This is a genomic window from Corallococcus sp. AB018, assembly GCF_003986945.1.
Lineage (GTDB): Bacteria > Myxococcota > Myxococcia > Myxococcales > Myxococcaceae > Corallococcus > Corallococcus exiguus.
In genome coordinates this window covers 1-12,928 of the sequence record NZ_RAWR01000263.1, presented here as the reverse complement: position 1 = coordinate 12,928, position 12,928 = coordinate 1, and the positions used below count along the sequence as shown (strand labels likewise).

The 12,928-nt window shown below is 66.9% G+C and carries 14 protein-coding genes and 1 pseudogene; 7 read left to right on the top strand and 8 right to left on the bottom strand.

Annotated elements, in window-relative coordinates:
- The 5 genes and pseudogenes from D7Y11_RS37430 to D7Y11_RS37410 form a co-directional block, all read right to left on the bottom strand.
- Positions 1 to 310, bottom strand: a pseudogene (locus D7Y11_RS37430) (hypothetical protein); the annotation flags it as partial.
- A 46-nt stretch (positions 311 to 356) separates the two neighbouring features.
- Positions 357 to 1,547: a group II intron reverse transcriptase/maturase gene (ltrA, locus tag D7Y11_RS37425; RefSeq protein ID WP_368773803.1), complete on the bottom strand. Its 1,191-nt coding sequence runs from the start codon at positions 1,545 to 1,547 to the stop codon at positions 357 to 359.
- A gap of 134 nt (positions 1,548 to 1,681) precedes the next feature.
- Entirely contained in the window at positions 1,682 to 3,178 is a 1,497-nt protein-coding gene (locus D7Y11_RS37420; RefSeq protein WP_120575869.1) for an IS66 family transposase, read from the bottom strand.
- A 46-nt stretch (positions 3,179 to 3,224) separates the two neighbouring features.
- Complete coding sequence (gene tnpB / locus D7Y11_RS37415) at positions 3,225 to 3,590, bottom strand: IS66 family insertion sequence element accessory protein TnpB (protein WP_126936064.1); 366 nt, start codon at positions 3,588 to 3,590, stop codon at positions 3,225 to 3,227.
- 7 nt (positions 3,591 to 3,597) lie between these two features.
- Entirely contained in the window at positions 3,598 to 3,957 is a 360-nt protein-coding gene (locus D7Y11_RS37410; protein WP_233607516.1) for an IS66 family insertion sequence element accessory protein TnpB, read from the bottom strand.
- Between the two features lie 738 nt (positions 3,958 to 4,695).
- On the opposite strand from D7Y11_RS37410, the gene D7Y11_RS37405 reads away from it, so the two are divergent.
- Genes D7Y11_RS37405 through D7Y11_RS37390 form a run of 4 tightly spaced genes read left to right on the top strand, consistent with a single transcriptional unit; the run spans position 4,696 to position 7,633 of the window.
- The gene (locus D7Y11_RS37405) at positions 4,696 to 4,995 is read left to right on the top strand and encodes a hypothetical protein (RefSeq protein WP_126936063.1); all 300 of its coding nucleotides are present in this window, start codon (positions 4,696 to 4,698) and stop codon (positions 4,993 to 4,995) included.
- Positions 4,996 to 5,002: 7 nt separating this feature from the next.
- Positions 5,003 to 5,368, top strand: coding sequence for an IS66 family insertion sequence element accessory protein TnpB (tnpB, locus tag D7Y11_RS37400; protein ID WP_126936062.1), 366 nt, complete (start codon positions 5,003 to 5,005; stop codon positions 5,366 to 5,368).
- A gap of 46 nt (positions 5,369 to 5,414) precedes the next feature.
- The gene (locus D7Y11_RS37395) at positions 5,415 to 6,899 is read left to right on the top strand and encodes an IS66 family transposase (RefSeq protein ID WP_233607515.1); all 1,485 of its coding nucleotides are present in this window, start codon (positions 5,415 to 5,417) and stop codon (positions 6,897 to 6,899) included.
- Positions 6,866 to 7,633 (top strand): DDE-type integrase/transposase/recombinase, encoded by a 768-nt coding sequence (locus D7Y11_RS37390; protein WP_233607514.1) that lies wholly within the window; start codon positions 6,866 to 6,868, stop codon positions 7,631 to 7,633. Before D7Y11_RS37395 ends, D7Y11_RS37390 begins: the two co-directional genes overlap by 34 nt.
- 315 nt (positions 7,634 to 7,948) lie before the next feature.
- Here the strand turns inward: D7Y11_RS37390 and D7Y11_RS37380 are convergent, their stop codons facing one another.
- Entirely contained in the window at positions 7,949 to 8,581 is a 633-nt protein-coding gene (locus D7Y11_RS37380) for a hypothetical protein (RefSeq protein WP_126936060.1), read from the bottom strand.
- A gap of 260 nt (positions 8,582 to 8,841) precedes the next feature.
- Here D7Y11_RS37380 and D7Y11_RS37375 point away from each other — a divergent pair, with 260 nt between their 5' ends.
- Positions 8,842 to 9,060: a hypothetical protein gene (locus tag D7Y11_RS37375; RefSeq protein ID WP_199753895.1), complete on the top strand. Its 219-nt coding sequence runs from the start codon at positions 8,842 to 8,844 to the stop codon at positions 9,058 to 9,060.
- 11 nt (positions 9,061 to 9,071) lie between these two features.
- Here the strand turns inward: D7Y11_RS37375 and D7Y11_RS37370 are convergent, their stop codons facing one another.
- Positions 9,072 to 10,259, bottom strand: coding sequence for an MFS transporter (locus D7Y11_RS37370; protein ID WP_126936059.1), 1,188 nt, complete (start codon positions 10,257 to 10,259; stop codon positions 9,072 to 9,074).
- Positions 10,260 to 10,382: 123 nt separating this feature from the next.
- Here D7Y11_RS37370 and D7Y11_RS37365 point away from each other — a divergent pair, with 123 nt between their 5' ends.
- Together D7Y11_RS37365 and D7Y11_RS37360 are read left to right on the top strand one after the other, a co-directional pair.
- Positions 10,383 to 11,291 carry a LysR family transcriptional regulator gene (locus tag D7Y11_RS37365; protein ID WP_121762914.1) on the top strand — a complete coding sequence of 303 codons (909 nt, stop codon included), beginning with the start codon at positions 10,383 to 10,385 and terminating at the stop codon, positions 11,289 to 11,291.
- Between the two features lie 100 nt (positions 11,292 to 11,391).
- The gene (locus D7Y11_RS37360) at positions 11,392 to 12,507 is read left to right on the top strand and encodes a hypothetical protein (protein WP_126936058.1); all 1,116 of its coding nucleotides are present in this window, start codon (positions 11,392 to 11,394) and stop codon (positions 12,505 to 12,507) included.
- 39 nt (positions 12,508 to 12,546) lie between these two features.
- Here D7Y11_RS37360 and D7Y11_RS37355 read toward each other — a convergent pair whose 3' ends face one another.
- Entirely contained in the window at positions 12,547 to 12,708 is a 162-nt protein-coding gene (locus D7Y11_RS37355; protein ID WP_126936057.1) for a GNAT family acetyltransferase, read from the bottom strand.
- Positions 12,709 to 12,928 lie beyond the last annotated feature (220 nt).

Here is a 12,928-nt window from a genome sequence, read left to right as displayed (position 1 = left end):
CACCGCCGACCCGCCCGAGTCGCCCCTCCAGCTCAGTCCCTGAACAACTCGCTCCTCGCGGCGCCCGCCGAGCACGGCCGGGGCCTGTCTTCAAGCGTCCCGGCACGACGTCCACCGGACGGTTACGCCGGTTCTGCTTCAATCGATTGAAGAGGCACTCCACGCGGCGGCGCTTGCGGTAGGTCGCGTGGCGGAAGGAGCGCAGGCGCCACTGGTCGGTGCGGGTGGGGATGACAGCCTGCACTCGGTGCTCATGGCACCAGTCGCGCAGGCTGTTGTAGTTGTGGTCGCGGTAGGGACGGCTCTTCACCCGTGAAGGCTGGAGCCGCCCCCCGCACAGATCCCAGCGGGCGCTGCTAACGCACTGGGCTCTTGCCTTGAGTGGTGACGTCGAACCGCTCTTCAGGCCAAGGGTGCTGGATACGAGCTTTCGGAAGCCATCGGTCCACCAAGGTCTTCATCCTCGCCCAGTTCGTCCGGTCACGCTGGCTCCGACGCCGGAGCGCCCGGTACCAGTGCTGGCCGACCTGCGTTCGGAATCGCCCCATGGCGGCGATGTTGGTGGGAACTGCATGGTACGCGAAATAGCCGCGCACCACGGATGCAAGCCAGTTCCCCTGCTCCGGGATGGGCAGATGGCGACGTCGCTGAAGTTCCGCTTTCACGTCCTTCAGCTTCGCGTTCATCCGCACCCGCATCGTGTGCCGTTTCACCAGATAGAAGCCTGCCTTCGACTTGCCGCAGATGTGAGTAAACCCGAGGTAGTTGAAGGTTTCTGGCTTCCCAAGCCCACTCCTCTCTCTGCTCTTGGAGGCGAGCCTCCCGAACTGAATGAGGCGTGTCTTCTCCGGGTGCAGTTCCAGAGCGAACATCCGCAGTCTCTCGCGGAGGAGCGCCAGGAACTGCTCGGCATCAGAGCGGTCCTCAAAACCCACGATGAAATCGTCCGCGTAGCGCGTGATGATGACATCACCTCGCGCCTGCTTTCTTCTCCACCGCTGGAACCAGAGGTCGAGGACGTAGTGGAGGTAGATGTTCGCCAGCAGCGGCGACACCGTCGCTCCCTGGGGCGTGCCTTCTTCGCTCGCCCGCCACGTCCCCTTCTCCATCACACCTGCGCTCAGCCACTTCTGGATGAGGCGCAGGACTCGCTTGTCTGCAATCCGGTGCTCGAGGAATTTCATCAGCCACTCGTGGTCGATGGCGTCGAAGAACCCACGAATGTCCGCGTCGAGCACCCAGTTCACCCTCCTTCGTTTGAGTCCGGTCGCGAGCGCATCCAGCGACTGGTGCTGGCTGCGCCCTGGCCGGAACCCATACGAGAAGCCAAGGAAGTCCTCCTCATAGATGGCGTTCATCACCTCGACGATGCTGCGCTGGACGAGTTTGTCCTCCAGTGCCGCGATGCCGAGCGGTCGCTGCCGCCCGTCCGCCTTGGGGATGTACGTTCTGCGTGAGGGCTTCGCCCGGTACGCTCCTCGGTGGAGGCGTGCGTGCAGGTCCCGAAGGTTCTCTTCGAGCCTTGCGCCGTACGTCTCCCACGTCACGCCGTCTACTCCCGGCGCGGCGTTGCGGGTAACCGTCCGGCCAATGACGTGTCGGCGAGCTTGAAGGCAAGCCTCGGCCGTGCTCGGCGGGCGCCGCGAGTCCCAATGGGGTGAGGTGTCGTGGTGAGGGAGCGTCAGGAGGAGTCGGCGGCGCGAAGCCGCTTCCATTCGTGCGGCAGCAGCTCGCCGATGCGCGCATGCGGGTGTGTCTGGACGCGCAGCAGCACGTCCGCGAGGTACGTCTCGGGATTGACGCCGTTGGCCTCGCAGGTGGCGACGAGAGCGTAGAGGCCCGCGAGGTTCTGCCCCGCGGCCTCATGGCCGACGAAGAGGAAGTTCTTCCGGCCCAGGGCCGCTTTGCGCAGCGCCGCCTCGGAGCGGTTGTTGTCCAAGGGCAGGCGCGCGTCGGAGACGAAGCGCGAGAGGGCGTCCCACTGCTTCAGCGCGTAGGAAAGGGCCTGGCCCATGGGGCCCTTGGGCAGGTGGCGAGGGAGCTGCGATTCGAGCCACGCGCGCAGCGCCGTGAGGACGGGGAGACTTTGCTGCTGGCGCAGCTCTCGGTGCGCGTCCGTGCGCACGACGCCCGCGTCGCGCGCCTGCGCTTCCACCCGGTAGAGGGCGAGAATGAAGTCCAGGGCCTCGCGGGCCTCGGGCGCGGTGGGAAGCGCCTCGAAGAAGCGGCGACGGACGTGCGCCCAGCAGCCGACGCGCACGCGTCCTTCGGGCAGCGTCACCGCGTTGTAGCCGGTATAGGCGTCCACCACGAGGGCACCCCGCGTGCCGCCCAGGACGTCCTTGGGCGTTTTGCCCGCCCGGCCCAGGCTGAAGCGATAGCCCAGCAGCCACTCGCCCTGCTGCGTCTGGGTGAGGAAGGTCCAGAGGTAGCCCTGGCGCGTCTTCTTCACGTCCAGCACGCGCACGGGCGTCTCGTCAGCCCACACCACGTCGGAGGCCGCGATGACTTGCAAGAGGTGCGACGAGAGCGGCAGGAGTACCGAAGCGGCCTGGTGGAAGAGGTCCGTCAGCGTGCTGCGACTCATGGGGACGCCGCCTCTTTCAATCCGCTGCGCCAGCCGATGCAGGGGCATGGCATCGGCGCACTTGGACGTCACCACGTGCGCAAGGAAGCCCGGGCCGTACTCGCCCCTGTCCACCACCCTGGCGGGCGCGGGGGCCGTCACCACGCCCTGGCCGCACACGCACGCGAGGACTTCCTGCACGTGCACCTGGCGCTCGAAGAAGGCGGGCACGTACTCATACACCACCGTCCTTCGGCCCTCGCCCAGCGGCTTCAAGTCCTCGCTTCCGCACGCGGGACAGTGCCGGGCCTCGGGTGGTACCGGATGCCGGACTTCGCGGCTGGGGGCCTCCTCGGCCTTGTGCGCCGCACGCTCGCGCCGGGTCCGCAGGGCCGCCTCGTCCCGCGCTGCTTTCGACGCGGGGCTCACCGCGGCCTGGCGCAGCTCGCTGGCGACGGACGGCATCCGCTCGGCTTTGCGGCCGAAGACGTGGCGTTGCAGCGCCGCCATCTGCCCTTTGAGGGTGTCCAGCTCTCCGCCGATGCGGCCCACCTCGGCTTTGAGTTCCTCGGCTTCTTCCCGCCAGGGGCAGAAGTGGTTCTGGGGCAGCACGCGAGGCACTCTTGAATAACGGCCCGTCCCGGTGCCCCAGTCCGTCTCAGCTGCCCGTGCGCCCGGGAGGCGTCCAGGCGGGCTGCCTCTGCACCTGGGCCACGTCGATGCCGTCCAGCAGCATCGCCAACTGCGTCGAGTCCAGCGCCACCGACTTCGCTTCCGCCTCCACGCGGGGCAGGCGGAATCTTCCCGTCTCCAGTCGTTTGTAGAGCAGCACGAAGCCGCCCCGGCTCCACGTCAGCACCTTGATTCGGTCGCCTCGGCGCGAGACGAAGGCGAAGAGGTGCCCCGAGTAGACGTCCTCACCCCAGGCCGTGCGCACCAGCGACATCAGCCCGTCGATGGACTTGCGCATGTCCACTGGCTCCGTGGCTAGCACCACGCGCACCGACGCGGGAAGGGTAAACATCGCGGCCTCACGTCCCCAGCGCGGCGACGAGCCGGGCCACGTAGGCCACGTCCGTCCCGACGGAGAAACGCACCCGCGCTCCGCTTGCCGCCACCACCTCCAGCACGGACTCGGACGCCACGGGGGCCGTCGCCACCTGCACCGGCAACAGTCGCACCGGCTCACCGCACGCCGTCGCGGCCCGCCGACGCCGGTACACCCAGGACTGCAACGTGCTCAGCCTCACGCCTCGCTGCTGCGCGAATTCCCGTTGCGCCAGCCCGCTCGCTTCAAATGCTTCCGCGACGCGCTCCCACTCCGGCTTCTCCACCTGCTTCGACATGCCCAGCAGCGTCCGCCGCGCGCCGCCGCCCCTGCAATCCCTCACGGCACGTCGTTGGCCGGACGGTTACCGTTGCGGCGCAGTGCCGCGAACGACGTCCGAAGGCTTTCGAGTGTGACGTGGTGTAGCAGCGCGGTGAACTTCGCCTTCCTGTCCTTCCTTGCAGCTTGGCGTACGCGAAGGAGCTCACTGGGCAGACCTGTCCGGCTCTGTGTCCGGGGCCTGTTTTGCTCCCCCGCGTTCCTCTTGGCCAGGCTCCTTCCCTCCACCGTCTCCGCGGCTCGACTGCGAGCGTTGTTCGACGGCTTCACCGGTACTACGAGCCTGTCCGACTTCCTCTGCCCGTGCGTCATCGGATGACGGTCTCCGACCTTCCCGATGCGTCCCACCTCGCCAACTGCGGTGGGCAAGCAGAGGACCTCCCGGTTCTCGTGCATGGAGTTTCAGTACATGCATGGGGTCTCCGACTGCGCAGGACCGTTCGCGAACTCACCCTGGCGCTCGCGTCCGTGGGGCCTTCCGCTTCGGTTAACAGCGTCGGCGTCCTGGAGGCCTGATTTCGCAGCTCAATACCCAGCCTGCACCTACCCCGGTCAACGCTTCGCCCAGCCCCCTTGCGGGTGCCGTCGCATGACTTGGGGTCATCGCGGGTGGTTAGCCCTTCGATGTACGACTCTTTCATTCGCGACTCCATGCCGGTTTATCCCGGCGCACTAACCGTCCGGCCAACGACGTGCCGTAAGGGATTGCTGGGGTAGCGGCGCGCAGCGGACGCTTCAGTGCATGGCGAAGCAGGTGGAGAAGCCGGAGTGGGTGCGCGTCGCGGAAGCCTTCGGGGCGAGTGGGCAGACGCAGCGGGAATTCGCGCTGGAGCAAGGCGTGCGACTGAGCACTTTGCAGTCGTGGGTGTACCGCAGTCGACGTGCCGAGGCGGCGCGAGCGGAGCCGGTGCGGCTGTTACCGGTGCAGGTGGCGACGGAGTCGGTGCTGGAGGTGGTCGCCGCGAGCGGAGCGCGGGTGCGCTTCGCGGTGGGGACCGACGTGGCCTACGTGGCGCTTCTCGTCGCGGCGCTGGGGCGGTGAAGCAGCGATGTTCACGCTGCCTTCTTCCGTCCGAGTCGTGCTGGCCACGGAGCCGGTGGACATGCGCAAGTCGATTGACGGGCTCATGGCGCTGGTGCGCACGGCGTGGGGTGAAGACGTCTACTCGGGACACCTCTTCGCCTTCGTCTCCAGGCGGGGCGACCGCATCAAGGTGCTGACGTGGAGCCGGGGCGGCTTCGTGCTGCTCTACAAGCGGCTGGAGACGGGCCGCTTCCGGCTGCCCCGGGTGGACACGGAGGCGAAGGCGGTGACGCTGGACGCCACGCAACTGGCGATGCTGCTGGATGGCATCGACGTGGCCGAGGTGAAGCGCCCGCCTGCCTGGGCGCCCCCAGGGCGTACAGGTAGCTGAGCACGTCACCTGGTGAATGGCCTACCCGGCGAGTCGTTGAGAGCGGGTGCCCAGAGTCCTCCCTCTCGACCATTTCTGCCCCTGGCGTGAGGAGGCCGAGGAGCTGCGCGAGCGGATGACGTCGCTGGAGTCGAAGATGGCCGCGCTGGAGCGGCGCGTCTTCGGCCGCAATGCGGAGAAGCTGCCGCCTGTCGCCTCGGAGCTGAGAGGCGCGTCACCCAGCCCCGAAGAGGAGACGGCTCGGGCGACGGCTGCCTTGGCGAAGCGCCAGAAGCGCGCGGCGCGCAAGGCCGAGGAGGCCCCTACGCGCGAAGTGCGGCACGTGGTGCCACCCGAGGCGCGCCATTGCCCCACGTACGGCAGCGAGGACCTGAAGCCCTTGGGCACGGGGCGCACCTCGGTAATGTACGAGTACGTCCCGGCCTTCTTCGAGCGCCAGGTGCACGTACAGGAAGTCCTCGCGTGCGCATGCGGCCAGGGCGTAGTGACGGCCCCGGCCCCCGTGCGGGTGGTGGACAGAGGCGAGTACGGCCCGGGCTTCCTGGCGCACGTGGTGACGTCCAAATGCGCGGACGCCATGCCCTTGCACCGGCTCGCCCAGCGCGTAGAGCGGGGCGGCGTGCCCATGCATCGCAGCACGCTGACGGACCTCTTCCACCAGTCCGCTTCGGTATTGCAGCCGCTCTCCAGGCACCTCTTGCAAGTCATTGCGGCCTCCGAGGTGGTGTGGGCCGACGAGACGCCCATGCGCGTGCTGGACGTGAAGAAGACGAAGCAAGGCTACCTCTGGACCTTCCTCACCCAGACACCCAAGGGCGAGTGGCTCATCGGCTACCGCTTCAGTCTGGGCCGGGCCAGCACGACGCCGAATGACGTGCTGGGCGGCACCCGGGGCGCCCTCGTGGTGGATGCCTACACGGGCTACAACGCGGTGACGCTGCCCGAGGGGCGCGTGCGCGTCGGCTGCTGGGCGCACGTGCGCCGCCGCTTCTTCGACGCGCTGCCCACCGCGCCGGAAGCCCGCGAGGCCCTGGACTTCATCCTCGCCCTCTACCGCGTAGAGGCCCAGGCCCGCGACGCCGGCCTCGTGCGCACCGACGCCCACCGCGAGCTGCGTCAGCAGAAGAGTGCTCCCGTCCTCGCTGGGCTGCGCGCCTGGATGGAGGAGCAGACGCCGCTCCATCCTCCGAAGGGGCCGCTGGGCCAAGCCCTCTCCTACGCCCGAAAACAGTGGGACGCCCTCACTCGATTCGTCCGCGACGCGCGCCTGCCCTTGGACAACAACCGCAGCGAGAGCGCGTTGAGAAAAGCGACCCTGGGCAGGAAGAACTTCCTCTTCGTCGGCCATGAAGCCGCGGGGGAGAACCTCGCCGGCCTCTACGCCCTCGTCGCTACCTGCGAGGCCCACGGCGTCAATCCCGAGGACTACCTCGCCGACGTGTTGCTGCGCGTCCAGACGCACCCGAATGCGCGCATCGGAGAACTGCTGCCGCACGAATGGAAGCGTCTGCGCGCCACCAGCGCCTCCTGACGCTGCGCATCTTCTCCTCCTCGGGCCTCAATCCGTCGCCGCTCGCCCCGAGCACGGCCCCCGTCCGCCTTCAAGCGATCCGGCACACGTCGTTGGCCGGACGGTTACGGAGCTGGGACATCACCTACCTGAAGGGCCCGGTGAAGGGCGCCTTCCTCTACCTCTACCTCGTGGTCGACGTCTTCAGCCGCCGCATCATGGGTTGGCATGTCCACGAGGAGGAGTCGTCCGCGCATGCCGCGGCGCTCATCCGCGAAAGCTGGCGCGAGGCGGGTTGCCCCGAGGGCCTGGTGCTGCACTCGGACAACGGCGGCCCGATGAAGGGCGCCACGATGCTCGCGACGCTGCAATGGCTGGGCGTGGCCCCTTCCTTCAGCCGGCCCCGCGTCTCGGACGACAACGCCTTCTCCGAAGCCCTCTTCCGCACGCTGAAGTACCGCCCCTCCTTCCCCCAGCGCGCCTTCGCATCGACGCAGGACGCGCACGCATGGGTGGCGCGTTTCGTCGCCTGGTACAACACCGAGCACCGACACTCCGCCATCCGCTTCGTCACGCCGGAAGCCAGGCACTTTGGCCTCGACGTCGCGCTGCTCGCTCAGCGCCACCAGGTGTACCAGCGCGCTCGCGCACGTCACCCCGAGCGATGGAGCCGCGACACCCGCGACTGGACGCCAGCGGGCCCCGTGCGCCTCAACCCCTCACCGGAAGTGCAGGAGCTGAAGCGCATCGGCTGAACACTCTCACGCGACAACTACCTTGACGCTCACCGCCCGTGCGCAGCGCCCCGCAGATGCCATCCACCACCAAGCGAATGTTCATATTTGGGCGTCCCCTGTCCGGCCTCCGTGGTGCCAGCAGGCCGGACAGTCTCTTCCATTGCGCGTCGGTCAGTTCTCCTGGGCTCATGCCTCCTCAACGCCGGGCGCCCTCGACCTGTTTTGCGGACACGCTCTAGCTGGTTTCGCCCCTCATCTCGGCGGTGCTGGAGGTGAGGCCCACCGAATGGCCTTCTCACACAACAATCTTGAAGCCCACCATCAACGACTCTCTCATCCACCCTTGGTCTCGCGCCACCACTCAGCACTGTTTTCAAAGACATAGAACAACACACCAGCCACGACACTCGAGAGGATGGCGGCGCACCATTCATCTGCATTGAGGAGTCCCACCATTGCGGATGTTATCAGCGCATAAAACAACGTTACCTTTGAGCGTCCACGCGAGGCCGCAAAAAACACCGACGCGTGATTCATACTTCGTAAATGTGTCGAGATCGACATCAACCTTGGCGAAATCCTTTCAATCTCTATCGCCTTTTCGACGGCGGCAACTAGTAGTGGATGATAGTAGAACCGGTCGAGGCTCCAAACTGCGACTCCGGGGGTGACCAGGAAAACGCTTAGAATTATTCGCTTTAGGCTTCCTGCAGGAAATTGCGTCTTGGCCTCACTCATCGCGGTGGAGAAGAGGAGCGCTGCAACGGCCGTGGCAATCACGCTTAAGAAGCCGAAGTAGAAAGCGCGCAGCCGGAAGTGGATGTCGTTGAAGTGCTTTTGCAGGTCAATAGCTAGTTTCCAAACCTCCCGATTTCGCTCCTCCTCTGGTGTCCAAACTTCGGGCTTGGCGCTGCCTCCATCGGTGGCTACGTGCACTACTGACTCCGCGTTATTGGGCTCGCTCACTTATCCCCCGTGCATACTGGGCCTAGAGTCGATCATAGATGGGCGACCACCTCAATTCTCTCGGCCCCCTTGGCGCTCTATATCCGTGCCAGGGACACGTCGAGGTCGACCCAATTCACTCGCAAGTGCGGCTTCGCTATCGGGAAACGGTGCGTGAACACCGTGTTCGCTGACCAGGGAAGATTGCACTTCATTGGCGCAGCTACCCGGGTGGCCATTCGCACAGATCCCAAAGCCGCCTCGCGCTTCGCGCCGGCTGGTTGTTCAGCGCGAACGACGGCTACGGAACGAGCCTCTGCACGGACCGAGGCGCCAGCCACGTGACCGCGTGCTCACGGCCCGTGGTCCAGGCACTCGTGGGCATCACCTTCCTGGAGTTCCTCCGGGCGCAGGTGGTCGGTGAGTGGTTCCCGGGAACCAACTCCCGGAAGACGCTCTGGTCCGTGGCCCCGGGCATCGGCTTGGAGCTGGGGCTCTAAAGCTTGTCGGTTCAGCAGCGCGCCGGGAGCGTCGCGATCACGCGGGCCTCGCGGCGAACCAGCAACAAGACCAGGATGAGGCCTGCTCCAGCCATCGCCGCCCCGGCCAAGGCCACGGCCGGATAGCCGAGGTTGAGGCCAATGACCGCCCCACCGAGGGCCGCTCCGATGGCGTTGCCCAGGTTGAAAGCCCCGATGTTCATGGCCGAAGCCAGGTTCGGTGCGTCGCTGGCGGCGGTCATCACCCGCATCTGCAGCGGCGGCACCAGGGCGAAGCTCGCCACGCCCCAGAGGAAGATCACCACGGCGGCGGGCGCCTGCCATGGCATGACCCCAGCGAAGACGACCAACAGCGCGGCGAGTCCGGCAAGGGTGACAATCAAGGTCCGGTCCACCGACCTGTCGGCGAAGCGGCCCCCCAGCCAGTTGCCGAGCGTCAGCCCCAGTCCATAGGTCACCAGCATGGCGGTGACGAAGCCGGTCGAGGCCAGGGTCCGCTCCTTCAGAATCGGCGCGATGTAGGTGAAGACTGTGAACATGGAGCTGGATCCGATCACGGTCAGCGACAGGGCAGCCAGAACAGGGCCGCGTCGGAGCACCGCCAGTTCGGCCTTCATGGCGCCGCTGTCGTCGGCAGCGGGCTCGACCCGGCCGTGCGGCAGGGTCAAGCGAAGCGCGATCATCGCCAGTGCACCCAGACCCGCGATGCCCCAGAAGGATGCGCGCCAGCCCAGGGTCTCGCCCGCCCAGGAGGCCAGGGGAACGCCGGTGATATTGGCGACGGTCAGTCCCATGAACATGGCCGCGACAGCGCCCGCACGCCTGTTCGGCGCGACCACGCTGGCCGCGACGATGGCGCCCACGCCAAAGAAGGCGCCGTGGTTGAACGACGTCACCACCCGCGCCGCCATCAAGGTCCAGTACTCCGGCGCGAGCGCCGACAGCAGATTGCCCAGGGTGAAGATGCCCATCAGGCCGACCAGCAGGGTCCGGCGCGGCACGCGGCCGGTCGTCAAGGTCATCACCGGCGCGCCGAGCAGCACCCCGAAGGCGTAGGCGCTGACCAGCAGGCCCGCCGCTGGAATGGAGACGCCGAGGTCTCCTGCGATCACAGGCAGCATGCCCATCGGCGCGAACTCCGTGACCCCGATGCCGAAGGCGCCGACCGCCAGAGCGAGAAGAGGAGGGTTGGGCTTCATCCGAGGAAACCTTTCTCTGCCCCCGCGGCGACTGTTCACGACGGGGTGCGTTGTTCTGAGCGCGCAAAGATGGCTGGGCGGTCGCGCGCGCGTTAGAGCCCTCGAAAGCCAAGGATTCTTGAGATGAACGCAAAGGTGCAGCTGGGCGGCGAGGATCGGGCGCGTGAGATGGCCGTCTTTTCGGCCGTGGCGGCGACCGGCAGCTTCTCGGCGGCCGGGCGTGAGCTGGGCCTGTCCCCGTCGGCCGTCAGCCGGACCCTCGACCGCATCGAGGCGCGTCTGGGGGTACGCCTGATGATCCGCACGACCCGGGCCCTGACCCTGACGCCCGAGGGGCAAGCCTATCTGGGCGCGGCACGGCGCATCCTGGCGGAGCTGGACGACGCGGAGCAGGCCATCGCGGATCTGGGCGCGCCGCGCGGGCGGCTGAGGGTGAGCGCCGCCCTCTCGCATGGGCGCCTGTGCGTGGTCCCCCTGTTGGGCGACTTCACGGCGCGATACCCCCACATCCTGGTGGACATCAACCTGACGGACAGCGTGGTCGACATCGCAGCAGGTCAGGCGGACGTCGCCATTCGCTTCGGCCCACTCGCGGACAGCGGTTTGACCGCGCGCAAGCTCGGCGAGAAAGGGCGCGTGATCGTGGCTTCACCCGACTACCTGAACCGGCGCGGGACGCCGATGGTTCCAGAAGACCTGCACCACCATAACTGCCTGAACTTCAATTTTCGTCGGGCCGAAGCGGTCTGGCCCTTCGTGCGCGACGGGCATGAATACAGCCTGTCATTGAAGGGCTGTATCGAAGCCAATAACGGAGAGACCCTGGGCCAGCTGGCTGCTGCCGGCGTGGGAGTGACGCGCGTCGGCGCATTCAGCGTCGAGGAAGAGCTCCGCTCCGGCCAACTGGTTCCTCTGCTGGAGCGCTACAATCCGGGCGACACGGAGAACATCCACGCCGTCTTTGTCGGTGGCGCCAACCTGCCGGCGCGAGTCAGGGTGTTCGTCGACTACCTGGCCGACGTATTGCAGTGAGTCGCAAGGAGGGGCTTCTGCTCCCTCTTCCCGCACCGTGAAAAACCAGGACGGGCCTTCGCCCGAGATCCGTGGTGCAGGCGGAAAGTCACTGACAGTCATGATCTCCATTCGTTCCATCGCGCTCTCCTGTGTGGTCGTGCTCGGCTTCTTCGCTGCCTGTAGTGACGATCCCTCCAATCCCCCCGACGGGTCCGTTCCCGATGCGTCCGTGCCGGACGCATCCGTCCCCGATGCGTCCGTGGAGATGTGCACTGACGCCGGCACCACGCAGTGCGGTGACACGTGCGTCAATACCGACAGTGACTCCGCCCACTGCGGAGGGTGTGACCAGGCCTGCACGACCACCGAGGCCTGTGAGGCCGGTGTCTGCGTCCCGGTCTGTCGGATCGACGGCCAGCAGGTCGCGGCCGGGGCGGTGAACCCGGCGAACGCGTGCGAGCAATGCGTGCCCGCGACGTCCGCGACCACGTGGACGCCGCTCGCGGACGGGGCGGCGTGCGGCTCGGGACAGATCTGCTCGGCAGGCGCGTGCAGCCCGAAGTGCCTGATCGACGACACGTTCTACTCCGAGGGTACGCCGAACCCCGCGAATGCCTGTGAGGTCTGCGCACCCGCGACGTCGACGACGACGTGGTCGCCGCGCGCGAGCGTCCCGCTGCTGGTCGGCGGCAGCGACATCGCAGCGCAGGGCTGGTCGACGGTCGCGCAGACGCCGAACACACTCACGTACGGCGAGGACTACGTCCGCCTCGCGACGTCGACGAACAGCGGCGGCCGAACGAGCGGGCAGTTGCTCATCACGCGGGCGAACGCGTTCGACGCAACGAAGCCGTTCAAGCTCCGAGTGACGATGCAGGTCGAGTCGGCGAACAACCACAACCAGCTCGACAGCGGCGCGGCCATCCTGGGCAGCTTCACCCCGCCGTTCGGCAACTCCACGGATCGCTCGCAGATGATCTACCTGGACAATGCGGCGATTGGCTGGGCGGATGACACGCAGTCCGCGGCATTCTCCGTGACCGATGGCGCGTACCATGTCTACGAGCTCGTGGTGGATGCCGCGAAGGTCGCGACGGTGAGCATCGACGGCGTCGCGAAGCTCACGCGGAACAACTTCTCGGCGACCGGCACCATCGCCCTCGGAGACCAGACCAACGATCCGAACGTTGACGGCGTGGTGCGGATCAAGTCGGTCGAGCGGCTCTGCCAGTGAGGCTCTTCCCTGTCCCCATTCATGTGAATGGGGACAGGGTCATGTGTGGGCCATGACCGGGAACCGGTGGGCCTCTTGTGAGGGATGGAAGTTGCGCACGAACAGGTCCGCTTCCATGTCCTCACCGGCCGTCACGGCCTCCGGCCAGTAGCGCTCTGGAGTGAACCCGAAGCGGATGGACCGGATGGGCCGGTCAATCAACCGGGGGATCCAGGCTCGCAGGTCGAAGGGCTCGCGGGCGAAGACGTCGTCGAGGTACAGCGTCTCGCCTTCGACTCCCGCGAACGCCCAGGCGTCTGGGCGTGACCCGGTTCCGTAGACAGGTTGGTTACGCGGCCAGCCTACTCGTTGTGGCCACTCGCTCGAACTCGATGGGGCTGAGGTAGCCCAGGGCGGAGTGGCGCCGCTTCCGGTTGTAGAA

Coding starts and splice junctions, on each gene's coding strand:
- tnpB (WP_126936064.1), bottom strand. CDS start 3,590: ATGTTTACCCTTCCCGCGTCGGTGCGCGTGGTGCTAGCCACGGAGCCA.
- D7Y11_RS37360 (WP_126936058.1), top strand. CDS start 11,392: ATGATCTCCATTCGTTCCATCGCGCTCTCCTGTGTGGTCGTGCTCGGC.
- D7Y11_RS37390 (WP_233607514.1), top strand. CDS start 6,866: ATGGAAGCGTCTGCGCGCCACCAGCGCCTCCTGACGCTGCGCATCTTC.
- D7Y11_RS37405 (WP_126936063.1), top strand. CDS start 4,696: ATGGCGAAGCAGGTGGAGAAGCCGGAGTGGGTGCGCGTCGCGGAAGCC.
- D7Y11_RS37370 (WP_126936059.1), bottom strand. CDS start 10,259: ATGAAGCCCAACCCTCCTCTTCTCGCTCTGGCGGTCGGCGCCTTCGGC.
- D7Y11_RS37365 (WP_121762914.1), top strand. CDS start 10,383: ATGAACGCAAAGGTGCAGCTGGGCGGCGAGGATCGGGCGCGTGAGATG.
- tnpB (WP_126936062.1), top strand. CDS start 5,003: ATGTTCACGCTGCCTTCTTCCGTCCGAGTCGTGCTGGCCACGGAGCCG.